The sequence below is a fragment of the Pseudomonas sp. JUb42 genome (genome assembly GCF_024807945.1).
In the GTDB taxonomy this organism is placed as follows: Bacteria; Pseudomonadota; Gammaproteobacteria; order Pseudomonadales; family Pseudomonadaceae; genus Aquipseudomonas.
The window spans coordinates 20,394-43,587 of the sequence record NZ_JANUFD010000021.1; the positions used below are offsets into that span (position 1 = coordinate 20,394).

The 23,194-nt window shown below is 58.2% G+C and carries 19 protein-coding genes; 13 read left to right on the top strand and 6 right to left on the bottom strand.

Annotated features, from left to right (window positions below; translation table 11 throughout):
* The first annotated feature begins 254 nt into the window (after positions 1 to 254).
* Positions 255 to 551: a helix-turn-helix domain-containing protein gene (locus M2401_RS31340; RefSeq protein WP_259110045.1), complete on the top strand. Its 297-nt coding sequence runs from the start codon at positions 255 to 257 to the stop codon at positions 549 to 551.
* Complete coding sequence (locus M2401_RS31345; protein WP_259110047.1) at positions 548 to 1,852, top strand: type II toxin-antitoxin system HipA family toxin; 1,305 nt, start codon at positions 548 to 550, stop codon at positions 1,850 to 1,852. The genes M2401_RS31340 and M2401_RS31345 overlap by 4 nt, the downstream gene beginning before the upstream one ends.
* Positions 1,853 to 1,953: 101 nt before the next feature.
* Here the strand turns inward: M2401_RS31345 and M2401_RS31350 are convergent, their stop codons facing one another.
* Both M2401_RS31350 and M2401_RS31355 read right to left on the bottom strand, forming a co-directional pair.
* Positions 1,954 to 2,262 (bottom strand): hypothetical protein, encoded by a 309-nt coding sequence (locus M2401_RS31350; protein ID WP_259110050.1) that lies wholly within the window; start codon positions 2,260 to 2,262, stop codon positions 1,954 to 1,956.
* Between the two features lie 271 nt (positions 2,263 to 2,533).
* The gene (locus M2401_RS31355) at positions 2,534 to 4,456 is read right to left on the bottom strand and encodes a methyl-accepting chemotaxis protein (RefSeq protein ID WP_259110052.1); all 1,923 of its coding nucleotides are present in this window, start codon (positions 4,454 to 4,456) and stop codon (positions 2,534 to 2,536) included.
* Positions 4,457 to 4,797: 341 nt separating this feature from the next.
* Here M2401_RS31355 and M2401_RS31360 point away from each other — a divergent pair, with 341 nt between their 5' ends.
* A complete protein-coding gene (locus tag M2401_RS31360) occupies positions 4,798 to 5,013 on the top strand; it encodes a DNA-binding protein (protein ID WP_259110054.1) in 216 nt (71 codons plus the stop codon).
* 211 nt (positions 5,014 to 5,224) lie between these two features.
* On the top strand, positions 5,225 to 6,415 hold the full coding sequence (locus tag M2401_RS31365; RefSeq protein ID WP_259110056.1) for a site-specific integrase: 1,191 nt from the start codon (positions 5,225 to 5,227) through the stop codon (positions 6,413 to 6,415).
* Here M2401_RS31365 and M2401_RS31370 read toward each other — a convergent pair.
* From M2401_RS31370 to M2401_RS31380, 3 genes are all read right to left on the bottom strand, one after another.
* On the bottom strand, positions 6,390 to 7,421 hold the full coding sequence (locus tag M2401_RS31370) for a DNA replication terminus site-binding protein (RefSeq protein ID WP_259110059.1): 1,032 nt from the start codon (positions 7,419 to 7,421) through the stop codon (positions 6,390 to 6,392). The two genes, M2401_RS31365 and M2401_RS31370, sit on opposite strands and share 26 nt — an antisense overlap.
* Before the next feature lie 330 nt (positions 7,422 to 7,751).
* Positions 7,752 to 8,063, bottom strand: a complete 312-nt coding sequence (locus M2401_RS31375) for a hypothetical protein (RefSeq protein WP_259110062.1) — start codon at positions 8,061 to 8,063, stop codon at positions 7,752 to 7,754.
* Positions 8,060 to 8,692 carry a ParA family protein gene (locus tag M2401_RS31380; RefSeq protein WP_259110064.1) on the bottom strand — a complete coding sequence of 211 codons (633 nt, stop codon included), beginning with the start codon at positions 8,690 to 8,692 and terminating at the stop codon, positions 8,060 to 8,062. Before M2401_RS31380 ends, M2401_RS31375 begins: the two co-directional genes overlap by 4 nt.
* A 1,135-nt stretch (positions 8,693 to 9,827) precedes the next feature.
* Here M2401_RS31380 and M2401_RS31385 point away from each other — a divergent pair.
* A complete protein-coding gene (locus M2401_RS31385; RefSeq protein ID WP_259110067.1) occupies positions 9,828 to 10,574 on the top strand; it encodes a replication initiation protein in 747 nt (248 codons plus the stop codon).
* Between the two features lie 646 nt (positions 10,575 to 11,220).
* On the opposite strand, the gene M2401_RS31390 is transcribed toward M2401_RS31385, so the two are convergent.
* Positions 11,221 to 12,345 carry a glycosyltransferase family 4 protein gene (locus M2401_RS31390; RefSeq protein ID WP_259110218.1) on the bottom strand — a complete coding sequence of 375 codons (1,125 nt, stop codon included), beginning with the start codon at positions 12,343 to 12,345 and terminating at the stop codon, positions 11,221 to 11,223.
* Positions 12,346 to 12,631: 286 nt separating this feature from the next.
* Between M2401_RS31390 and M2401_RS31395 the strand changes: the two genes are divergently transcribed.
* The 8 genes from M2401_RS31395 to M2401_RS31430 all read left to right on the top strand — a co-directional run bounded on the left by M2401_RS31395 (position 12,632) and on the right by M2401_RS31430 (position 23,182).
* Positions 12,632 to 14,365 carry a type I secretion system permease/ATPase gene (locus tag M2401_RS31395; protein WP_259110070.1) on the top strand — a complete coding sequence of 578 codons (1,734 nt, stop codon included), beginning with the start codon at positions 12,632 to 12,634 and terminating at the stop codon, positions 14,363 to 14,365.
* Positions 14,366 to 14,378: 13 nt separating this feature from the next.
* Entirely contained in the window at positions 14,379 to 15,704 is a 1,326-nt protein-coding gene (locus tag M2401_RS31400) for an HlyD family type I secretion periplasmic adaptor subunit (protein ID WP_259110072.1), read from the top strand.
* Positions 15,701 to 17,122 (top strand): TolC family outer membrane protein, encoded by a 1,422-nt coding sequence (locus M2401_RS31405; RefSeq protein WP_259110075.1) that lies wholly within the window; start codon positions 15,701 to 15,703, stop codon positions 17,120 to 17,122. The genes M2401_RS31400 and M2401_RS31405 overlap by 4 nt, the downstream gene beginning before the upstream one ends.
* Complete coding sequence (gmd, locus tag M2401_RS31410) at positions 17,119 to 18,165, top strand: GDP-mannose 4,6-dehydratase (protein ID WP_259110077.1); 1,047 nt, start codon at positions 17,119 to 17,121, stop codon at positions 18,163 to 18,165. Before M2401_RS31405 ends, gmd begins: the two co-directional genes overlap by 4 nt.
* Positions 18,166 to 18,376: 211 nt before the next feature.
* The gene (locus tag M2401_RS31415) at positions 18,377 to 19,507 is read left to right on the top strand and encodes a glycosyltransferase family 1 protein (RefSeq protein WP_259110079.1); all 1,131 of its coding nucleotides are present in this window, start codon (positions 18,377 to 18,379) and stop codon (positions 19,505 to 19,507) included.
* Positions 19,504 to 20,292, top strand: coding sequence for an ABC transporter permease (locus tag M2401_RS31420; protein ID WP_259110082.1), 789 nt, complete (start codon positions 19,504 to 19,506; stop codon positions 20,290 to 20,292). Before M2401_RS31415 ends, M2401_RS31420 begins: the two co-directional genes overlap by 4 nt.
* A 1-nt stretch (position 20,293) precedes the next feature.
* Positions 20,294 to 21,502, top strand: coding sequence for an ABC transporter ATP-binding protein (locus M2401_RS31425; RefSeq protein ID WP_259110084.1), 1,209 nt, complete (start codon positions 20,294 to 20,296; stop codon positions 21,500 to 21,502).
* 306 nt (positions 21,503 to 21,808) lie between these two features.
* Positions 21,809 to 23,182, top strand: a complete 1,374-nt coding sequence (locus M2401_RS31430) for a bifunctional 2-polyprenyl-6-hydroxyphenol methylase/3-demethylubiquinol 3-O-methyltransferase UbiG (RefSeq protein ID WP_259110087.1) — start codon at positions 21,809 to 21,811, stop codon at positions 23,180 to 23,182.
* Positions 23,183 to 23,194 lie beyond the last annotated feature (12 nt).

Here is a 23,194-nt window from a genome sequence, read left to right on the forward strand (position 1 = left end):
TGATAGTTAACTAACAGCATGATCTGCAATGAAATATCTCCCTATGGGAGCAGGCTTGCCTGCGAAAGGGTCCGTCCAGCCGACACTCTTTCAGGTCTGGCAGGCAGCCTTCGCAAGCAAGCTTGCTCCCAAAAAATCGATCTGTTGAGCCAGAAAAATTCAAAGAGTTATTTAGTCAAAAATGACTAATTATTGAGATTTTTTCTATATAATAAGTCAAATATGACTAATTTCGCTTTCGGATAATTACCGCTATGTCTCTCATCCACTTGCTCTACTCGCCAGCAGAGATCGCTCGAGATGTAGGAAAAAACGCCAGGGCAGTGCGTCTCTCGAAAAACCTTTCGCGCAAGACGCTGGCGGAGCTTTCTGGAGTCTCGGAGTCCTCGATCCAACGGTTTGAGGTCGGCGGCTCAATCACTTTGGAGGCCATGATCCTCCTGGCTACTGCGCTCGATGAGTTGAAGCCGATCACGGCCCTGTTCAATCCTCACCAGCCCAATTCATATGCAGAGTTGAAGAGCGCTGGACGCAAGCGAGGTACGAAATGACATCGCGCGGCGGTTATCCGAAGCTCAAGCGCTTTGACATCCTTGAAGTGACTAAAAACGGTGTGAAAGTAGGGGAGCTTTACAAGGAAGAAGGTAAAGGCATCTATTTCATCTACGACCAGGGCTGGCTGGCCACAGGGTTTAATTTGGCGCCTTTCTCAATGCGTTTTGACGATAAACCTCAGCTTGCCGGTGACGTTGAACTCTTCGAAGGCCTGCATGGCCCGTTCGCTGACTCCCTTCCTGACGGCTGGGGGATGCTGTTGATGGATCGATTTCTCAACAGCACCTTTGGAGATGGCACGGCCTACACCGTCACTGCGCTGGATCGCCTGGCGTATATGGGTGATCGAGCCATGGGAGCATTTGAATATCATCCTAAAGCCGATATGGAGAAGCTGAGTGGCTCGGTTGATTTAGCCGATCTTTTTGAAGCGTCAATCAAGGTATTTGAAGGTGAGACGGCGGCTGTGCTCACCAAACTGCGCCTCGCTGGTGGGTCACCAGGCGGAGCAAGGCCCAAAGCGATTGTTGCGATGTCGCCCGACGCAAAGCATGCAACTTCCGCATTTGAGCGTATTCCCGAGGGCTATGAGCACCGTCTCGTAAAATTCAGGGCTGGCGATGAGCCTGTGGAAACGGGCGCGATTGAATATGCCTACTACCTGATGGCGCGGGAGGCAGGCGTTCAAATGGCAGATTCGAGCCTTTTGAGCCTGATGGCGAACGGCAAACCTGAGCGTTTTTTTTCGACCAGACGCTTTGATCGCCAGGGCGAGAAAAAACTGCACGTCATGACTGTCTCAGCCCTCATGTATGCCAGTTTCAAGGCTCCAACAATGGATTACAGCGAGCTGTTGAAGCTGACCAACGTGCTGACTCGCAGTGCTACGGAAGTTGAAAAAATGGCTCGATTGATGATCTTCAACGCCCTGTCGCATAACCATGATGATCACACCAAGAACTTTGCATTTCTGTGCAATGAGCCCTCACAACCGGGTGAGCAGCCAGCATGGACGCTTGCGCCAGCCTATGACCTGACATTTTCACACGCGCGAGGCGAACACACGACGGCATTCTCCGGCCATGGCAAGGCCACTCGAAAGATCATTCATGAACTGTGCAAAGACTATAAATACCTGCGCCCTGATGAATATATTGCTCAGACGCTGGAAGCTCTTTCGGGATGGCGAGCGGTGTTTGAATGTGTGGATATCCCTCTGCAAGCTGGTGCTGGGATGTTCCGTGTCCTGGAACAGGATCATGAAGCTTTCGAGGACACAAAGAAGCGCCGACGATGACTACCAGTAGTTGAAAGATGCGATGAAGTAGAGGCCGTTATAGTAATCCAGGCAAAATTAAGCCCGGCAAAAGCCGGGCTGGAGGGACATGCGCCTGGGGATCAGCTCAGGCGGTTTGCACCCACGCGATCAGCACCATCAGCAGCGACGCGGTTTGCACCAACACGATCAGCACCATCAGCGGCTACACGGTTTGCGCCAACGTGGTCAGCACCGTTTTCAGCAACGCGGTTGGCATTAACGTGGTCAGCACCATCAGCAGCGACACGGTTTGCACCTACATGGTCAGCGCCGTTTTCGGCAACGACCTGGGCGTTAAGTTGGTCATGGCCATTGATGGCTGGCAGAGCGAAGGCGCTGGAAGCCAGAACGGAGAAGGCCAGGCCGAAGATCAGTTTGGAAGTTTTCATGGTGGTTGCTCCAGATCGGTTAGAAGTTGTTGTTAACTCGGTATGGAGGTAATGCTACGCCGCTGGGATTTATTAAGAAGTCAATGCGATTAGTACCTGTCATCGCTGAAATTGATAGTTAACTAACAGCATGATCTGCAATGAAATTCCCTGTAGGAGCCGCCTTGGTGGCGATGGCGCCAGGTCAGGCGCCGATATTATTGCGAGTGCTGTGCACTCGATCGCCAGCAAGCCAGCTCCTACAAAAGCCGGCCCGGTCAGCCAGTGAAATTCACACCTTGAAATGGCTGACCAACTGCTGCAGCTGATTGCCCAGTCGCGCCAGTTCGATGCTGGAAGCTGCGGTTTCTTCGCTGGCCGAGGCGGTCTGTTCGGAGACGTCGCGCACGTTAAGGATGCTACGGCTGATCTCTTCGGCCACTGAGCTTTGCTGTTCGGCGGCGGCGGCGATCTGCTGGTTCATGGCCTGGATGCTCGAGACCGTCTGGGTGATGCTGCCCAGAGACGTGCCGGCCTTGCGCGCCAGTTCCACGCTGCTGTGGGTCAGTTCGCGGCTGCTGAGCATGATGCTCGATACCTGGCGGGTGCCGTTCTGCAGGCCTGCGACCAGGCTTTCGATTTCTTCGGTGGACTGCTGCGTACGCTGGGCCAGGCCGCGGACTTCGTCGGCAACCACGGCAAAGCCACGCCCGGCTTCCCCGGCGCGAGCGGCTTCAATCGCGGCGTTGAGGGCCAGCAGGTTGGTCTGTTCGGCCACGGCCTTGATCACGTCCATGACCTTGCCGATCTTGGCGCTTTCCTGTTCTAGCTCGTTCATGGCGTCGCTGGAGCGACCGACTTCACTGGCCAGACGCTCGATCTGGGTAATCGCCTGAATCACCACCTGGTCGCCGGCGCGGGCCTGTTCATCAGCCTGGGAGGCGGCCATCGAGGCCTGCTCGGCATTGCGCGCGACTTCGTGGACGGTGGCCGACATCTCGTGCATGGCGGTGGCCACCTGGTCGGTTTCGTTCTTCTGGCTATTAACGCCGGCGCTGGTCTGCTCGGTGACGGCAGAGAGCTCTTCGGCGGCGCTGGCGATCTGGGTGACGCCATCGCGGATGCCGCCAATCAGATCGCGCAGGGTTGCGCCCATGCGCTGGATGCCCTGCTGCAGCACGCCGATTTCATCCTGGCGCGTGACGACCATGTCGTGGGTCAGGTCGCCGGAGGCAATGCGCTCGACCACTACCAGGGTATCGCGCAACGGCCGGGTGATCTGACGGGTAATCAGCACGGCGGCAAGGATGCCCAACAACAGCGCCAGAATTGTGCAGCTCAGTTGCAGGGTCCGGGCCTTGGCGCTTTCTTCATCGCGGCGAGTGATTTGCAGGTTGGACAAATCATCGCAGATCTTCACGATCAGTTGCCCCTGATCGGTCATTTCCTTACGCGCCTGGACAATATTGGCGTAGGCCGCCTTGAAGTTTTGCACCGCGGTGCGGTAGTTGGTCAGGGCGCTTTCCAGCTGTTTGAGGCGTTCGCCCTGGCTATCGCCAAAAGCGCTGTTCAGTGGCTGCAAACCCGCAATGGCGCTGTCCAACTGTTTGGCCACCAGTTGCTCGGTATCGGCGTTGACGTTGGCGGTATAGCCGCGCACTTCGTAGCGCACCATCATCAGGTCTTCACGGGCCTTGGTGATGGCCTGGTTCAGTTCGAAGCGACGGGCGTCATCAGGCGGCATCTTGGCGACATCGTCGTTGATCTGGGCGATCAGCGCGGCACCCTTGACGGCTTGCACACCCATTTCGGCGCGCATGGCGTTGCCTTCTATATAGCCTTTGCGCATGGCACTCAGGGACTTGTCGTAGTCGGTGATCACGCCGCCGAGCTGTTGCAGCAACTTGACGTTTTCCGGGCTCTTGAAGATCGACAGCACTTTCTCTTGCTGTTTACGCAGGTCAGCGCTGGCGCTTTGCACCGACTGTGCAATGGTTTCGTCGCCGTTGGCCAGCATGTATTGCAGGCGTACGACGCGCAGTTTGGTCAGCTGGCTGTTGAGGTCGGCGATATCACCCATCCAGTTGCTGCGGTTGATCATGCTGTCCAGGCTGGTCCAGCCGGCCAGTGCAAGCAGGGCAGTAAAAACCAGCACAAGGCCAAAGCCCAGGGCCAGTTTCAAGTTGACGCTGATATTGGCAAACCAGCTATTCATATGTCTCTCCAGTGTCTATTTCTTGGGCATCAGGCAGCTGGAAAATTGTTGTTATTCGGCCAGCGTAAAAGGTCGGTCAAACACTATCGGCCGAGTTTTGCGGAGCTGAAACGAATTTCCTCCTGCGCTTTAGAGCCTATCCGATGATGGCACTAAGGCCAGTTTTCCAAAGAATAAAGTCAATGTGGCATGCGGTCGCTGCTCCATTACTCCGTTTGGAGGCTATGACTTCGCCTGCTTACGGGCGTTAAGTATCTGATTGGATGCAATATTTTGATTTTTGGTGATTAGTTGGCCCTGCAATTCCCCTACACTGGGGTAAAAGTCAAAGAGCCATGAATATGCCACTGCGTACGTTGTCCCAGGCTAAAGCCTGGCTGGATGAGCAAGGAAAGTCTGTACAGGAATTTGCCCGTGAGCATGGTTTGTGTCCGGCCACGACCTACCAGGTGCTATCCGGCCATAAAAAAGGCATACGCGGTAAAGCCCATACGGCAGCGGTTTGCCTGGGTATCAAGGCCGGCAGCCGCGATGATGGCGGAACCGGCGGTCACTGATCGCGGGCTGATGACGACGACTTGATCTCTTTTCCTCTACGGCCACACGGCGGTGCAAGCTGTGGGGTAAAGTGTGGGACATATCTGATGGCCTTCCAAATTAACCCATCAAATACGGGGTAAAACTGCATATGTACGCGGAGGGATCCACCTCGTACATTACGCTGTAAACTATGCGCCTTGTGAGTGCCTTGGCCCTATCGAGCCTTTTATGAGCAAATTGACCCAGACCTTTGTCAGAACCGTGCAAACCCCGGGAAGCTATCACGATGAACGTGGTTTGTTGCTGCGTGTCGGGGCCAGTGGTAGCAAGCGCTGGGTTTTTCGCTATCAGCGTGCCGGCCGGCGCCATGACCTGGGGTTGGGCAGCTTTCCGGCAGTGTCCCTGAAGGCTGCGCGCCTGGCCCTCGACACGTTGCGCCTGCAACTGGCCCAGGGACATGACCCCTTGGCTGGGCCGAAACCCGAAGCTGCGCAGGTGCGGGTGACCTTTCGCGAGGAGGCCGAGCGCTATATCAGCACCCACCGGCCAAGCTGGAAGAATGCTCGCCACGCCCAGCAATGGCAGCATTCGCTGCGCGATCATGTCTATCCGTTGCTGGGTGAGCAGTCGGTAGAGCTGATCGACACTGATCAGGTCTTGCAGGTGCTGGTGCCGATCTGGCAGCAGATCCCGGAAACAGCGTCTCGTCTGCGCAACCGCATCGAGCTGGTGCTCGATGCCGCCAAGGCGCGCAAGCTGCGCGACGGGGAAAACCCGGCACGCTGGCGTGGCCATCTGGACAAACTGCTGCCCCGGCAAAAGCGTGTTCAGGTGCACTTTGCGGCGATGCCGGCAGCCGAGGTTGGCACCTTTATGCGCCAGCTCGATAGTCTGGACAGTACGGCGGCGCGAGCCTGCGAATTACTCGTTCTCACCGCCTGCCGCAGTGCGGAGATCTGCGGCGCGCTTTGGGATGAATTCGACCTGGTCAGCGGCATTTGGACCATCGGCGCGCAACGCATGAAGGCAGCCAGGCTACATCGCGTGCCCTTGTGCACCAGTGCGCTGCAGGTCCTGGCCCAGCAGGCTGGCAAGCATCCGCGCTATGTGTTCCCCAATGCCCGGCAGTCGGCCGCTCTGCCCGGCAATGCGCTGCGCCGGACCATGGACGAGCTCGGCGCCAGCGAATACGTACCCCACGGTTTTCGCTCGACTTTCCGCACCTGGGCCGCAGAGCAGACACAATTCCCCCGTGAAGTCTGTGAAATGGCCCTGGCGCACAGCCTCGATGACAAGGTTCAGGCCGCCTATAACCGCAGTGATCTGCTGGATAAGCGCCGTCTGCTGATGCAGCAATGGGCGGCGTTCATCCAGGAAGGGGCCGACGTCCCCCTCAGTCTTCAGGTCCGGGCAGGTTAAGCCCGAGTTGGGCGCTGTTGACCTTCTTCTTATTTATTACCGGTATGCGCGGCGATGACTGCGAGTAGGTCGACTCGACGCTGCTGGGCTTGCTCACCGGCTCGATCGCCGGTTGCTGGCCAACCAGGTCGTCGGGGTTGAGGTACAGGTTCATGCGGGGAATGACCTCGATCCGCGCCTTCTTGTCGGGCCGCTCGGCTTGCCGGGCATGGCGGTCGAAATCGCGCAGATCATGCACGACGGTAGGTTCGTCACCGGCCAGAACGAACATCGGCAGGTTGCTGTGGATCATGGCGTCGTAGCGCGAGCTGCCGGAGAAATACACCATGGCCCGTGGGTGCGGAGCGACCTTCTTGTACTTGATCAGCGTGGCCTGGTCCGACAGATTGACGATGCGCCGCAGCTCGGCACCGGCCTGGGTTTGCTCCAATGCGACGCCCTCCTTCGTGGACTGCAGCTCGGCAGCCTTGCCCAGGTACTCGCGCACCTTGCCCACGGCAATCCGTTCGCCGCCGGTGGTGTGCCCGGCCCAGGTAAACACCAGCAGCCGCGGACAGACATCGAACGCCTGACTGTGACGCGCCAGCTGCTTCATGCTGAACTGATAGCCCAGGGCCTGGCGCAGGATTTTCGAGCGGGCGGTAGGTGCCAGATTCAGTTCGATGCGGGTCTGCTCGATGGCCATCAGCAGTTGATCCTTGAGTAGATTGATCTCGCGGATGGGCTCAAGGACACTTTCACGCATCACGAAATAGCCCGGCAAACGCATCACCGTACCAGGCGCCTGCCCTGGCTCGCGCTCGAAGGTGCTCATGGCGCGCAGTGTTGCTTGGATGGCGGCCTCGCCTTCCAGTGCACGCACCTCAATCAAATCGGGGGCCTTTTGCTCGGCCAATACCGGCAGTTGCCAGACCTTACCGGCGACGACCAGCCGTGGCCAAACGAGTTGAAAAGCCTCAAGGTGCTCCACCAGTAAAGCATGGGCAGCAGTAATATCCGTCAGCATTGGATCTACCTAAAACTAATACCACCCCTATTATAGCGCCATCTATATGCACACGCCTTCTCTTCCGCTGCGCTTCCCGTGCGCTTTTCGGGGGGGAGGAAGAGCGTAATCAGAAAGGCTGTTTGTGAGGGGTGGTATTGGAATGCTTATTGTCCTTGATTAAATGTTAGCTATATATCTAGCTATCTTATTGAGCGTTTGGGTTTGCGCATTTGTTGGCGTTTAAGCTGACCCGCCCAGGTTATTGCGGCGGGTCATTCTGGGGAGCAAGGATACCTGCCCCGCAGATAGCTAACGACATAGATATCTACCGCATAGCTATCTATATAGCTATTTGAGCTGGTAGTGCTTCATCAGCAGCTGCTGAACGATGTCCGTCTCGGTGACGCGCTTGCCTGTACGCGCAGATTCTTGAGCAGCGCCGATTTTCAAAGCATTGGCGATGTCCCAGCGCAGGCGAAACAGCTTCTGCACGGTAGGCTCAGGTTTGAACGCTTCGATGACTTGGGGCTTGGGCGCCTCGACCGGTGCGCTTTCAACCTCGCTCGGCTTTTTTGCCAGGGCTTTGTCGGCCTCCCCTCCTTCGAGAAACTCCGTCGGGTCCTTCTTGAAGCTTTTGATGTCTGGCTTGGCCTTGATCATCCCAGCACCTCGGCAACGAAAGCGTTCATTTCCTGAATGGCCGCGTGATCACGCTTGAGCTCATGAACGATGGCGCCTTCACTGATGCAGCGACGGAACGCTACGCGCTCGCAGATCTTGGTTTTGAATACGCTGAAAGATTGTTCTTCCAGGAAGGTCAGCATTTCGCCGGTGTCCTTGGTACGGGTATCAACCCGCGACAGCAGCATGCGCACATCCAGGTCCGGGTTGTAGTCACGGGCCAGATCGACCACGGTCAACAGATCGGTCATGGCCGCTGCGTCAAAAGAACTGGCGCCCACTGGCACGATGACGACTTCAGCCAGCAACAGGGCTGAACGCAGGCCGACCGAATCACGGCCGCCGGCATCAACAACGACGTGTTCATAAGAGCTGGCCAACTGGCGGCCCTCGGAGTTGATCGCTTTGCCCTGCAGGCAGACGGTGGTCGGGCTCGGGCTGTATTCCGGATTATCGCGACGCCAGGCTGCCCAGCTTGCTGCGCTGGCCTGGGGGTCGCCATCGATCAGCAATGTTTTACCGCGTATGGCCAACAAGGTGGCCAAGTGCACGGCGGTGGTGGTTTTGCCGACACCGCCTTTAGTGTTCACACAAGCGAAAATGGTCAAGTGGACGTCCTGTTCAGATAGATAGCCAGATAGATAGCTGTAACTCAGGCGCCAGTATAGCTATCTATCTATATAGCTATCTATAGCCTTGGACCCTTTTAGCTTGCGGGTTTCGTCTGGTTTCTTTGCCGACCTGTCTCTGCTGTCGTGTAGGCTAGGTCTGATTTTTCAGCAGGATTTTTCCGGGAGACGATGGCTTTGCGGATTGACCTGGTTGGCGACAGATCGTGATAACCGCCAAAGCTTTTGTCGCCTAGGTCTGGGCTCAGGTTTTCCACGGCCGGATCTGTTTTCTACGGCGGAAATGAAGATTTAATGGTTTTTTCAGTCAGATGCCAGGCTGAAAACACGTCACCAAGGCCCCCACGGAGCTCTCAGGGGAGCGAGAAGCAATTATCGCTGGCACCTGCTGGTTGAAAGTCGACTTTTGCGCCTGTGCGCGGCCTCAGGAGGTTTTAGCGCTATGGCCTTTGGGCTTTTCGCTTTTGATTTTCAAACCAGAAAAAAATTGGCTTTTGCGCTCGCGTTTTTAAAATCTTTTTTTCTTGTTTTTAAAGCTTGTTTTTAAAGCTTGTTTTTAGGACCGCTACAGCCCTTGATTTACGTGGCCTCCAGCGATGCAACGACTACAGATTCCGGCTATGCGACTACAAATTCCGGCTATGACGACTACAGATTCCAGCTCTCACGACTACAAATTTCAGCTATTACGACTACAAATTCCGGCTGTTATCCACAGGCATTTGAACGAGTTACGGTTTCCTACTGCCTTCTGAGCTGCATCTGACGACTACAAATTCCGGCTATTGGCCGTTTTCCCCCGCAACGACTACAGATTCCGGCTATCCGGGACCTTCCTATCGACTACAAATTCTGGCTATGGCCGTTTGCCGGTGCTTTCCAGGGCTTACATCCTGAAACCAAATCTCGCTGGACTGATTTTTTCGGCTATCGACTACAAATTCCGGCTATCGAGGGGTTTTGCATCGACTACAGATTCCGGCTATGGCTAGGTGCCATCTTTTTACCTGTCTCTGCCGTGAGACACATCCTGTCTAACGACTACAAATTCCGGCTAGATGCATTGTCGGTCAGGCTTGGTACTATCGACTCATTCAAGAGTCGGTATGAGTCGATGACCTCCAAAGAACCCTCGCTGTTGCTGGTAACCAAAGCCAATGACCTGATCAGCGCATCCTATCGCCTGACGCTGCAGGAGCAGCGTCTGTTGCTGGCCGCCATTGCCCAGGTCGATCCGCGCAAACCCATGCCGTCCAAGATCACCGTGACCGCTGCCAGCTTCGCCGAGATCTACGGCGTGCCGATCCGCTTCGCCTACACCAACCTCAAAGAGGCGGCCGACTCACTCTACGAGCGTGATATCCAGACCTTCGATGGCAAGAACCGCACGCGCATTCGCTGGGTCTACAAGGCGGCCTATGCCGAGGGCGAGGGCCGCGTCACGCTGAACTTCACCGTGGACGTTATCCCCTACCTGTCGATGCTCAACAGCAAGCTGACCTCCTACGATCTGCGCCGGGTAGCGAACCTCAACTCCATGCACAGCTTCCGTCTGTTCGAGCTGATGATGCAGTTCAAGAGCACTGGCGTGCTGATCATCGAGGTGGAAAAACTGCGCATCCTTCTCGACCTGGGCGACAGCTACAAGCGCTTCAACAACCTGCGCCAGCGTGTCATCGCACCGTCCATTGCCGAGATCACGGCCAAGTCCGGCATCACCATCACCTACCAGACCATCACCGAAGGCAAGACCGTCAAGAGCCTGATGTTCCGCTTCCAGGAGGCGGCGCAGATGCGGCTTTCCCTGGAGGACGGCATGGAGGCTATTCCTCATGAACAGTTGGTAATTCTTGAAAATTGATTATAAATCATACGTTTATCTTGATAGCTATCTATATAGCTAGATAGCTTTAATGATGGCTGGCTAGATATCCATAGCCGGAATTTGTAGTCGATAGCTGTAGGAAAGGACGCAGCAAGATGCTTCCTTCTATATAGAAGGAAAGCCAGTGATGCTTCCGGGAACGCCTGGATGGGGCAAAAAAGGGGCATATGCCGGGTTTTTGCCGCGCTGAAGCGGTTTTATCTATCAAGATAGCTATCTATATATCTAGCTGGCTAGCTGAATTTCAATAGCCGGAATTTGTAGTCGATAGCCGAATCAAACGCCGCGCGGGGAGGCAGCAGCGATACTGTGGGAGTAAATTTTGTGGGAGCGAATTCATTCGCGAAAGCAGTATTTCAGGCGATGCACATGCTTCGGATGTACAGGCCCATTCGCGAATGAATTCGCTCCCACAGTACTCCGCTGAATCAGCCGATGAGGATTATGAGTCTGGCATCTAACGCCAAAAAATCGCATTAACAGCTACGGTTCAGCTGTAATGACATATAAAGAAAAGTTTTAATAAATAACGACTCATTACTTTATAGAGTAAGCGTTCAGAAGTGTTTCATGGCTGATACATAAGCCTGCGTCGTTAAGTCACGACGCAGGGTTTAACTCATCAATCAGCGGCCTTCTCAGCCAACACTTGTCGATAGATCTGCGCAGTGGTCGCGCACATATGCTCGGCGGTGAAAAGCTGTTGGAAGCGCAGTTCTGCGTTAGCGCCAAAAGCTGCCGCTTCGACGGGGTTGTCCCACAGCCGGGTCATTGCCGCGCGCAGGGCCGGCGGTTCGTTGGGCGGCACGGCCAGGCCGGTGTGTTCGTGCAGATTGACGAAGGTGGTGCCGGTTCCCATTTCGCAGGAAATCATGGGCTTGCCGTACATCGACGCCTCCACCAGGGAAATGCCAAAGGCCTCCGAGCGCATGTGCGACGGGAACACCAACGCGTAGCACATCTGCAGCAGGCACACCTTGTCCTCATCATCCAGGCGGCCGAGAAACTGCACATTGCGCAGTTTCAGGGTCTCGGCCATGGCCTTGAGCTCTTGCTCCTGAGGGCCGCCACCGAGAATCAGCACCGGATAATCCACGCCTTCCAGGGCCCGCAGCAGGCTGTCCAGGCCCTTGTAATAACGCAGCACGCCGACGAACAGGAAAAACTTCGGCGGCACGCGCTGGCGCCACTTCTCCTGGGTGGTCGGGGTGACGACCGGGTAGGCCGCCTGATTCAGGCCATAAGGCACGACCACGGTTTTATCGACGAACGGCTTGAGCGTGGTGCTGGTGCGCTGATAGTTGGGCGAGGCCACCAGAATGCGGTCCATGCGCGACAGAAACGCGTGCATCAAGGGCCGGTAAAGCTTGAGCAGATGGCGCTGCTTGATCACATCCGAGTGGTAGCTGAGCACCGTCGGCTTGCCGTGGCGCGTGGCGAAATGCACCAGGTCCATCAGCGGCCAGGGGAAGTGAAAGTGCACCAGATCAGCCTCGGCGGCCATCTCCTTGAAGGTGCCGAACACCTGGGCGGAGAACCCGGTGGACGCCAGGTTGAAGTTCTCTTTGACCCGCGTAACCGGGTGATCGGCCACCTGGATCTGCGCAGGGGAGGGGTTGGGGCTGAGCGTCAGGACCTGATTGTCGATGCCCAGGGCGCGACCGCCCTGGCACAGCTGGAAAATCACCTGCTCGATGCCGCCGGTGGTGTCCGGGTAATAGGTTTTGAAGAAATGCAGAATGCGCATGAAATGCTCGCAGGACAGCTGGGGCAGATCGACTTCCTGAGTGTCCACAACGGGAACAACATGGGTTACGCATTTGAAACGCAGGTTGTGTAGGAAGAAGAACAAGGAATGCCAAGATGCGCGGACTTTACCTTTCGCTTTGAAGACGTTGCAACATTAAATCTAGGAAAGATCCTACGTAGGAAAATACTGTCGTCTGATTCCACTGACAGCTTTTTCATTTATCACTCGTTAGTCGAGTGTTACACTCCCGCGCTTTTCCATACCCCGTGGCAGTTAGGAAATTATGCGTAACGTCGATGAAAACAGCTTGCAGGCTGCGTTAAAAGCTTGTAAAGGCAGTTTCATATCAGTCGGTATCTTCAGTTTGTTCGTGAATGCCCTGATGCTGGTTCCTACCTTTTATATGCTCCAGGTCTACGGGCGTGTGGTCACCAGTGGCAGCATGACCACGTTGGCCGTGCTGACCCTCATCATGGTCATTCTTACCATTACCACAGGTCTGTTGGAGTGGGTGCGTTCGCGCATCATGATTCGCGTCAGTACCAAGCTCGACGTCATCCTCGCTCGCGATGTGTACCGCGCCAGTTTCAAAATGGCTCTCGCGACCGGCGGCATGAACTCCTCGGCCCAGCCCCTGAGCGATCTGACCGCCTTGCGTCAGTTCCTGACCGGCAACGGCCTGTTCGCCTTCTTCGATGCCCCATGGCTGCCGATCTACCTGGCCGTGATGTTCATGTTCCACCCTTGGTATGGCTGGACCGCCGTGGCCAGTGCCATCGTGCTGCTGATCCTGGCCTATGCCAACGAGAAGGTCACCAGCAAGCCGATCGCCAACGCCAACCGCGAAAACATGGCCGCCAGCCTGCACACCACCAAGAACCTGCGCAATGCTGAAGTCATTGAGTCCATGGGGATGCTCAATAACTTGATCAATCGCTGGTCCCTGCGTCAGAAGAAGGTCCTGCTGCTGCAATCGGAAGCCAGTGACAAGGGCGGCAACATCACCTACGCCTCGAAAAGCTTCCGGGTCATGGTGCAGTCGTTGATCCTCGGCCTGGGTGCTTACCTGGCGGTCAACCACGAAATTTCCTCGGGCCTGATCATTGCCGGTTCCGTGCTGCTGGGCCGCGCCCTGGCGCCAATCGATCTGATCATCGGCAGCTGGAAAGGCTTCATCGCCGCCCGCGGCCAGTACAACCGTCTCAATGAAATGCTCTCCAAGCTGCAGTCGGAGCCTGAGCGCATGCCGCTGCCGGCGCCGCTGGGCAACGTCAGCGTGGAAAACATGATTGTCGGCGCGCCGAACTCGCGCGTGGCCATCATCAAAGGCATCAGCTTCGCGGTACCGGCCGGCACCATCGTCGGTGTCATCGGCCCGAGTGCCTCGGGTAAGTCGACCCTGGCCCGTGCGCTGCTGGGCATCTGGCCACCACAGCACGGTACCGTGCGTCTGGACGGTGCCGATATCAGCAACTGGGACAAGATCGAACTGGGCCCGCACATTGGCTACCTGCCTCAGGACATCGAACTGTTCGAAGGCACCGTCGGCGACAACATTGCCCGTTTCGGTGAAGTCGATCCGGAAATGGTCGTGCAGGCCGCCAAAGTGGCCGGCGTTCACGAAATGATCCTGTTGCTGCCCGAAGGCTACGACACCGTGATCGGCAGCGACGGCGTCAGCCTCTCCGGCGGTCAGCGTCAGCGCGTCGGCCTGGCCCGTGCCCTGTACGGCACACCGAAACTGATCATCCTCGACGAGCCGAACTCCAACCTCGACGAAATCGGCGAGCGCGCCCTGTCCTACGCCCTGACTTATCTCAAGGCCGAAGGCTCGACAGTGTTCGTGATTACCCACCGCACCAATATCCTCTCCCAGCTCGATCGTCTGCTGGTGATGAAGGATGGTCTGCTCAGCATGTTCGGGCCGACCGAGCAGGTGGTGGCCGAACTCAGTGCCAAAGCCAACAGCCAGAAAAACCAGGTTGCCACCGCAGGCGCAGCGCCTACCAGCGCCTGACAGGAATACGTCGATGAACCGAAATATGATTGCCACCGCCGCCGACAACTTCCATGACCTGCCCACGTCCGACGCCAAGTCGCGGCGCATTGGCTACACGATCATCTTTGTTGTCTTCGGTATCTTTGGCACCTGGGCGGCCGTTGCGCCGCTCGACAGCGCGGTCAACGCCCCGGGTGTGGTCACCGTGCAGACCTACCGCAAGACCGTGCAGCATCTGGAAGGCGGTATCGTCAAAGAGCTGCTGGTACACGACGGCGACACCGTCAAGGCCGGCGACCCGCTGATCGTCCTCGATGACTCCCAGGTGCGTGCCGAGTACGAAATCAACCGGGGTCAACTGGTTGCGGCCAAGGCCACCGAAGCGCGTCTGCGTGCTGAACGCGATGGCAAGACCAGCATCGACTTCAGCGACATGATCGAGCACGACACCCCGCGCGGCAAAGAAGCCCAGGCCACTGAGACTCAGGTGTTCAACGCCCGCCGTAACGCCCGTCTGGGCGAGATTTCGGTGCTGCAAGAGCGCGTCGGCCAGCTCAACGAGCAGATCAAGGGCCTCGGCGCCATGATCTCCACCAAGAACAATCTGGGCAAATCCTACAACGGCGAAATCAAGGAGCTGAGCGACCTGCTGGCCCAGGGCTTCGTCGACAAGCAGCGCCTGCTGGATCAGCAGCGCAAGCTGGACATGCTCAAGTCCGAAATTGCCGACCACGACTCGACCATCACCAAGACCCGTCTGCAGATCAACGAAACCCAGTTGCAGATCCTGCAACGCAACAAGGATTTCAACTCGGACGTGGTCAAGCAATTGGCCGAAACCCAGACCAAGGTCTACGACCTGCAGGAACGCGTCGCGGCCTACCAGGACCGCCTGAGCCGTGTAGTCATTCGTGCTCCGGATGACGGCATGGTCATCGGCATGACCGTGCACACCGTCGGCGGTATCGTCCGCGCGGCCACGCCGTTGCTGGACATCGTCCCTTCGGTCTCCGACCTGATCGTCGAAGTGCATGTGCAGCCAGTGGACATCGACCGCATTGCCATCGGCAAGCCGGCGAAGATCCGCTTCAGCGCCTTCAACGCCACGACCACCCCGGAAATCGAAGGCGAAGTGATCCAGATCTCCGCCGACCGCCTGACCGACGAACGTACCGGCGCGCCTTACTACCTGGCCCGCCTGCGCGTGACGGCTGAAGGCGAGAAGAAGCTGGGTGATCGCAAACTGGTGCCAGGTATGCCGGGTGATGCCATGATCGTCACCGGTTCACGCACCATGCTGCAGTACATCCTGCAACCGGCCCGTAATGCCATCACTGAATCGATGATCGAGGAATGATTGTGCGCCGTCTGTTCCCCTGTCTGATGTTGAGCTTGCTGTCTGTGCAGATCCAGGCAGCCGAGGTCAAGATTGCTGAACCTGCGACCGCCAAGCCACCGGCCACCAGTGTCAGTGCCAAGACCTACACAGCCGACCTGCTGTCGCTGTATCGCGAGTCGCGTCTGGAGGACCCGCGGGTCCTGGCGTCCTATGCCCGCAACCTGGCAAGCCAGGCGCATGCGGACGAGGCCTTTGGTTCGTTGCTGCCGCAGATCACCGCCCAGGCGGGGGGTAACCGCATCAAGCAGACCAACGAACTGCAAGACCAGGTCTATAACAGCGAGAACTACAGCATCAGCTTGAGCCAGGCCTTATACAACAAGGCTGCCTGGGAGAACTACCAGAAGTACAAGAAAACGATCAAGCAGACTGAATCAGAGAGCGTCGAGGCCCAGGCCGAAGCGGCCCTGGACCTGGCCCAGCGTTACTTTGCCGCCCTGGCCGCAGACGACGAGCTGGAGCTGACCGAAGCTGAACTGCGCACCAACCAGGGCAGCCTTGACCGGGTCAATGCGCTGTACGCCAAGCAACTGGCCATGATCACTGACGTGCTGGATCTGCGTGCCCGGGTCGATACCCTGGCCGCCCAGGCGGTCGACGACCGTAACCAGGTGCGCGTCAGCCGCGCGGCCCTGTCGGAAATCGTCGGCCGCCCGGTCACGGAAAAACTCAGCCGTATCCGCACCGATGCCCAGTTCAAGGTTTCCGACCAGAGCCTGGACACCTGGGTGCAGAACGCCCTGCAGGAAAACCCGACCCTCAAGGCCAACATCGCTGCGGTGGATGTCGCTGAAGCCGGTGTTCGCGGCGGCAATGCCGGGCATTACCCGACCCTGGCCCTGCAACTCAGCGCGCAGAACACCAACGAAGGCTATAACAACGCCCTGGCGCCCAAGACCGACAGCTACGTAGCCGGTCTGGTCCTGCAAGTGCCGATCTACAGCGGCGGCTCGACCTCTGCCCGTGTGCGTGGCCTGGTCCAGGACCAGATCAGCGCCGAGCAGCAACTGGAAGCGACCCGTCGCCAAGTGGTCAAAGAGACCACTAACGCGTATCTGACTGCCGATTCCAACGTCGAAAAAATGCGTGCTAACGTCAACGCACTGAATTCGGCAACGCAAGCGAGCATCGCTTCGCAGAAATCTTTTGCTTATGGCGTGGTCAACGCCGTGGACGTTTTGAACGCCACCCAGGCCGAATTCAAAGCCAGGCGCGACCTGCTCAAGACCCAATACGATTTCATTACCAATCTGTTCGTTCTCAATCGCTGGGCCGGCAAGGTGTCCACCGAGAGTGTCGAGAGCGTCAACGCTTGGTTGAGCAATAACAGCACAACGGACCCAGTCCCTGTCCCCGACCGGAAGTCAAAACAATGAGCACACCCAGCAAATCCGTCATCATCACAGGCATCACCGGTCAGGATGGCGCCTACCTGACTCAGCTGTTGCTGGAGAAAGGCTACAAGGTCTACGGCACCTACCGCCGCACCAGTTCGGTCAACTTCTGGCGTCTTGAAGAAGTCGGCGTGCTGAACCACCCGAACCTGGAACTGGTCGAGCACGACCTGACTGACCTCAGCGCCAGCATCCGCCTGATGCAGAAAGCCGAGCCGAGCGAAGTGTATAACCTCGCCGCCCAGAGCTTCGTTGGCGTGTCCTTCGACCAACCGCTGACCACCGCCGAAATCACCGGCCTGGGCGCGGTCAACCTGCTCGAAGCCATCCGCATCGTTAACCCGAAGATCCGCTTCTATCAGGCGTCGACCTCGGAAATGTTCGGCAAGGTGCAGCAGGTCCCGCAGACCGAAGCCACTGATTTCTACCCACGCAGCCCGTATGGCGTGGCCAAGCTCTACGCGCACTGGATGACCATCAACTACCGCGAGTCCTACGGGATCTTCGGTTCCAGCGGCATCCTGTTCAACCACGAGTCGCCGCTGCGCGGCAAAGAGTTCGTGACCCGCAAGATCACCGACGCCGTGGCACGCATCTCCCTGGGCAAGCAGGACGTGCTGGAGCTGGGCAACATGGACGCTAAGCGCGACTGGGGTTTTGCCAAGGAATACGTCGAAGGGATGTGGCGCATGCTGCAGGCCGACGAGCCGGACACCTTCGTGCTGGCCACCAACCGTACCGAAACCGTGCGTGACTTCGTGTCGATGGCCTTCAAGGCCGTGGACATCTCGCTGGAATGGAAAGGCAGTGCCGACAACGAACACGGCATCGACACCAAGACCGGCAAGACCGTCATCCAGGTCAACCCCAAGTTCTACCGCCCGGCCGAAGTCGAGCTGCTGATCGGCGACCCGGAAAAAGCCAAGCGCGTACTGGGCTGGGAAGCCAAGACCAGCCTGGAGCAACTGTGCCAGCTGATGGTTGACGCTGACCTTGAGCGCGTCAAAAGCGGTAAATCCTTCTAAATAGTACCCACGCCGCCCGCCGTTCGAGCCCCTGGTTCGGACGGCGGGCGTGCTTGCTTGTGGTGAGTCGTATTTTTATTCAAGCAACCCTTTATATGTCTTTCCCTGTGGGAGCCGCCTTTGGTGGCGATCGAGTGCGCAGCGCTCGTAAATATTTTGCGAGTGCTGCGCACTCGATCGCCAGCAAGCCGGCTCCCACAATGGTCCGCCCATGAACCGTCTGCTATTCGACGTCACGCGCCTGCTTGAGTCCGGTCTGCACACCGGCATTCAGCGGGTCGTGCGCTGTCTGCTGGCCGCCTGCGAGCGGCAGTTTGCCGGGCAGGGTTATCAGGTGTCGGCCGTGACCTTCGCCGGGGAACACTGGCAGACTTACGCCGAACTGGCACCGCACCCGTGCCAGGGCCTGGGCGAGCATGCGCAGATGCCCGGCCAGCTGATCGAGCCGGGCGATGGCGATGTGCTGTTGATGTTCGATGCCTCCTGGTATGGCGAACCCTGGCAGGCGGTGGACGCCGCACTGGCTCGGGGCGCCCGGCTGGTGGGCATGGTCCACGACCTGTTGCCGCTGGAGCATCCCGACTGGTTCCGCGAAGGTCTGGAACAGCGCTTTGGCGATCACCTGCAACACATGGCCCGGCGTGCCGAGCGTCTGTTCGTGCCGACCGGTGCCGTGCAAGGGCGTCTGCAGCAGATGCTCGAGCGCGATGGCCACACCGTGCCCGTCGCGGTTCTGGCCCATGGCGGCGACTTCTGCAACCAGCACGCCAGCGCCGAACAGATTGCCGAGTACCAAGGCTACCTGCCGGCCCCGGCCAGCACTGACGACCCGCTGTACCTGGTACTGGGCACCCTGGAGCCGCGCAAAAACCACGCGCTGATCCTCGATGCCTTCGACACCCTGTGGACCCAGGGCCGGACCCCGCGTCTGCTGTTCGTGGGCAAGGTCGGCTGGCAGGTTGATTCCCTGGTCGAGCGTCTGCAGAATCACCCGCTGCTTGGCCAACGCCTGTTTCACGCGGCCAACCTGAGCGACCCGGCGTTGCTCTGGCTGATCCGCAACAGTACCGCGCTGGTCTACGTGCCCCGTGACGAAGGCTTCGGCCTGCCGGTACTGGAAGCAGCGATGCAAGGCTGTCCGGTCATTGCCAGCGACATTCTGGTGCTGCGCGAAGCGGGCCGTCACTGGCCTTACTTTGTCGCCCCGGACAACCTCCCCGAACTCATTCAGGCCCTCTACACCCACGTGCAGCATGAACCGGCCCCGGCCTTTCACCGCACCTGGGACGATGTGGCCCAAAAACTAGGAACCTTCCTGAACATGGCGAGCCGAGCACAATGACGTTTATCAAGGACATCCTGCGTTTTCGCGGGCTGATCTACGCCATCACCCTGCGCGAGATCAAAAGCCGGTACGCCGGTTCGACCTTCGGCCCGCTGTGGTTGATCGTGCCACCGGTATTTATGGTCACCATCTACACCGTGATCTTTGCCCGCCTGATGCAGGCGCGCCTGCCCGGCATCGAACACCAGTACGCCTACAGTATTTACCTGTGCGCCGGCCTGATTACCTGGAACCTGCTGCTGGAGCTGGTGCAGCGCGGCAAAGGGGTGTTCCTGGAACACGCCAACCTGATCAAGAAGTCGAACTTCCCCAAGTTCATTCTGTTTATTCCGGTCATCGCCGTGGCGTTGCTCAACACCGTGATGCTGCTGGTGTTGGTGCTGGGCTTCATGCTGGTGTCGGGCTATCCACTGTCGTTCAACACCCTGTTGATCTTCCCGTTGTTGGGCATCACCGTGGTGCTGGGTATTGCCGTGGGTGCGCTGCTGGCCACGTTGAACGTGTTCTTCCGCGACATCGGCCAGCTGACCGACGTGTTCTTCCAGGCGCTGTTCTGGGCCACGCCCATCGTCTACCCGCTGAGCATTCTGTCCGAGCCGGTGGCGCGCCTGCTGTCGTGGAACCCGGTGTTCTCCCTGGTGCTCAACGCGCAGAAAATCCTTTTGGGCGAGCCGATTTCGCGCATGCAGCTGGTATACCCGCTGGTGTTCGGCGTTATCGTCTTCTTCCTGGCCGTGCTGTTGTACAAGCGCAGCTACAACGACCTACTTGATCAGATCTGATATGACTATTCTCGTTGACCAGGTAGGGAAGGCCTATCCGAAACTCAAAGGCCGCTGGCACGCACTGGGCACCTGGCTGGGCCTGTGCGAGCGCGATCAGAACTGGATCATCCGCGACGTCAGTTTCAAGGTCGGGCAGGGCGAGTCCGTGGGCATCATCGGCGTCAACGGCGCCGGTAAAAGCACCCTGCTCAAACTGATCACCGGCACCGCCATGCCCACCGAAGGCACCATCACCACCACCGGGCGCATCGCTGCGCTGCTGGAACTGGGCATGGGCTTTCACCCCGAATTCACCGGCCGTCAGAACGTTGCCCTGGCCGGGCGCATGCAGGGTCTGGAGCGTGATGAAATCGTTGCGCTGATGCCCGAGATCGAAGCCTTTGCCGAGATCGGCCATTACTTCGACATGCCGGTGCGTACCTACTCCTCGGGCATGTTCGTGCGCCTGGCCTTCAGCGTGGCCACCGCCGTGCGCCCGGAAGTGCTGATCGTCGACGAAGCCCTGGCCGTGGGCGATGCCTACTTCCAGCACAAATCCTTCGCGCGGATCCGTGACTTCCGCGAGCAGGGCACCACCTTGCTGTTCGTGTCCCACGACCCGGGCGCGATCAAGAGCCTGTGCGACCGCGCCATTTTGCTGGGCGATCACAAGATGCTCATGGACGGCAAACCCGATGACGTCTTGGACTTCTACAACTCGCTGATCGCGCGCAAGGAAGAAGGCAACCTGCAGGCCCAGGCGGTCAACGCACCGTATGCCGGGCGTTCCGGCAACGGTAAGGCACGCATCGAAGAACTGACCATCAGCAGCAACGGCAAGGCCGCAGTCATGCTGGAAGTCGGCGCACCGCTGACCCTGACTTTGAAAATCAAGGCCAATCAGCCGATTTACGATTTGTCCCTGGGCTTCATGTTCAAGGACCGCACCGGCTACGACATCTTCGGCACCAACACCTGGCTGCGCGGCGAAATGCGCGACCTGGGCGTCAATGCCGGTGTCGAACAGACCGTGACCGTCGAGATCCCGGCCTTCAACGTCGGCCCCGGCAGCTACAGCCTGACCCTGGCCCTGCATGGCGGTGCCGACCATATCGAAGACAACTTCGACTGGTGGGACAAGGCTGCAGTGTTCAACGTCATGGGCCATAGCGGTTACAAACACTTCGCCGGTGTATGTGCCCTGGAAGCCAAATTTAGCCAGGCTTGAAACGCAAAGCTTCCCGGCTAAAGCCGGTCCCACAGAGTGCTGTGATCCTTTTGTGGGCCCGGCTTTAGCCGGGAAGGCCCTGTTCAAAATGCTGAATATGCAGCGGCTGTACCGACCCATTCCCGGCTGAAGCCGGTCCCACAGTGATTCTGTGTTTGCTGTTCAGCAGCTAAACACCCCCTCCCTCGACGCTGACAAGCCCACCTGCGTAGAATGGCCGCCTTCTGACTTTTGGCATGGCGCATTCCTACACGCGTCATGGACCTATCCGCTTGCATTGGCCCTACGGTCTCGAACGCCTAATAAATGACTATCGATATCAAAAAGCTCCAAAAAGCCATCGCGGCTGAAGTCAATCGTCGTGAGTACGAGCGTGTTGCTGGTAACACCGATCACTCAGCGGCAACGGCGCACCTGCCTAATGACTTGGTTCGCTCGTTTGAAGTGATTGAACTCGAGGGCTTCCTGCCGCCGCCTCTGGAAAAAGTTGCGGAGGTCGAAGCTGACTACATTTCCGCTGCTGTCGAGCAGGCCCAGGCCAACCCGGACAGTGGACCGCCAAGCCTGTACCGCCGGTTGCGTGGCCTGCCGCTGATTGGCAAGGTGGTTGGCCACCGTCGCGTCATGCATTTTCTGACCCGTGCGCAAGAGCGGCCGGGCGGAGCGTCGTTGAAAAACATCAGCATGATGATCGCTCGCGCCGTGCTGTATCGCATTCCCAAGGTGCAGGGCACCGTCAAGTTGGTGCGTGAGTTGCGCGTGATGACCGGCCACATGGCCTGGTTACAGCACCAGCTCAACGACACCAATGCCCGTCTGCGCAACGCTGGCCTGCAAATGCAGAGTCAGGTTAACCAGAGCCTCTACAGCCAGGCGCTGTCGATCGAGCAGAACGAACAATTTTTAGTCACGCGCATGGAGCGCATTGAGCAGCGCCAGCGCGAACTGGCAATACGCGAAGCCCAAGTGGGTGCGCCCGCAGCGTTCACGCTGGCTAAACCTGCCGAAGAACCGGGCATGCCGCACGAGCTGTACGTGGAGTTCGAAGCCAACTTCCGTGGCTCCAAGGAAATGATCCGCGAGCGCCTCAAGGCCAACCTGCCGTACTTCCAGCAGAACGTCGAACGCTTCAGCGAGCCGGTCCTGGACCTGGGCTGTGGCCGTGGCGAATGGCTGCAACTGCTCAAGGAAGCCGGTGTACCGGCCCTGGGCGTGGACTCCAACACCGCAATGATCCAGTGCTGCACCGACGCCGGTCTTGAAGCCTACGTCGGCGACGCCCTGCAATACCTGGCGGCCCTGCCGGCCGGTAGCCTGGGCGGCCTGACGGCGTTCCACATCATCGAACACTTGCCGCTGGATATCTTCATCAAGCTGATCGACGAAGCCAAGCGCGTTGTGCGCAGCGGCGGGGTGGTGCTGTTTGAAACGCCGAACCCGGAAAACCTCATCGTCGGCGCCTGCAATTTCTACATCGACCCGACTCACCGCAACCCGCTGCCGCCAGCGCTGGTGGGTTTTTTGCTCAAGGCGCGGGGCTTCGAGCGTGTCGAAATCGACCGCCGCCACCCCGGCGACCCGGCGCTGCTGCTGCAAGGCGGCGACGAGGGCGTGACCGGCCCGCTCAACCGACTGCTGTTTGGCGCGCAAGACTACGCCGCCATCGGTTATGCCCCCTGATCAAGACTGAGC

Bases quoted from the DNA above. Each gene is read 5' to 3' on its own strand.
- M2401_RS31355 (WP_259110052.1), bottom strand. From the start codon at position 4,456: ATGAATAGCTGGTTTGCCAATATCAGCGTCAACTTGAAACTGGCCCTG.
- M2401_RS31395 (WP_259110070.1), top strand. From the start codon at position 12,632: ATGCGTAACGTCGATGAAAACAGCTTGCAGGCTGCGTTAAAAGCTTGT.
- M2401_RS31420 (WP_259110082.1), top strand. From the start codon at position 19,504: ATGACGTTTATCAAGGACATCCTGCGTTTTCGCGGGCTGATCTACGCC.
- M2401_RS31350 (WP_259110050.1), bottom strand. From the start codon at position 2,262: ATGAAAACTTCCAAACTGATCTTCGGCCTGGCCTTCTCCGTTCTGGCT.
- M2401_RS31375 (WP_259110062.1), bottom strand. From the start codon at position 8,063: ATGATCAAGGCCAAGCCAGACATCAAAAGCTTCAAGAAGGACCCGACG.
- M2401_RS31415 (WP_259110079.1), top strand. From the start codon at position 18,377: ATGAACCGTCTGCTATTCGACGTCACGCGCCTGCTTGAGTCCGGTCTG.
- M2401_RS31425 (WP_259110084.1), top strand. From the start codon at position 20,294: ATGACTATTCTCGTTGACCAGGTAGGGAAGGCCTATCCGAAACTCAAA.
- gmd (WP_259110077.1), top strand. From the start codon at position 17,119: ATGAGCACACCCAGCAAATCCGTCATCATCACAGGCATCACCGGTCAG.
- M2401_RS31345 (WP_259110047.1), top strand. From the start codon at position 548: ATGACATCGCGCGGCGGTTATCCGAAGCTCAAGCGCTTTGACATCCTT.
- M2401_RS31385 (WP_259110067.1), top strand. From the start codon at position 9,828: ATGACCTCCAAAGAACCCTCGCTGTTGCTGGTAACCAAAGCCAATGAC.
- M2401_RS31340 (WP_259110045.1), top strand. From the start codon at position 255: ATGTCTCTCATCCACTTGCTCTACTCGCCAGCAGAGATCGCTCGAGAT.
- M2401_RS31405 (WP_259110075.1), top strand. From the start codon at position 15,701: ATGATTGTGCGCCGTCTGTTCCCCTGTCTGATGTTGAGCTTGCTGTCT.
- M2401_RS31365 (WP_259110056.1), top strand. From the start codon at position 5,225: ATGAGCAAATTGACCCAGACCTTTGTCAGAACCGTGCAAACCCCGGGA.
- M2401_RS31400 (WP_259110072.1), top strand. From the start codon at position 14,379: ATGAACCGAAATATGATTGCCACCGCCGCCGACAACTTCCATGACCTG.
- M2401_RS31430 (WP_259110087.1), top strand. From the start codon at position 21,809: ATGACTATCGATATCAAAAAGCTCCAAAAAGCCATCGCGGCTGAAGTC.
- M2401_RS31390 (WP_259110218.1), bottom strand. From the start codon at position 12,345: ATGCGCATTCTGCATTTCTTCAAAACCTATTACCCGGACACCACCGGC.
- M2401_RS31360 (WP_259110054.1), top strand. From the start codon at position 4,798: ATGCCACTGCGTACGTTGTCCCAGGCTAAAGCCTGGCTGGATGAGCAA.
- M2401_RS31370 (WP_259110059.1), bottom strand. From the start codon at position 7,421: ATGCTGACGGATATTACTGCTGCCCATGCTTTACTGGTGGAGCACCTT.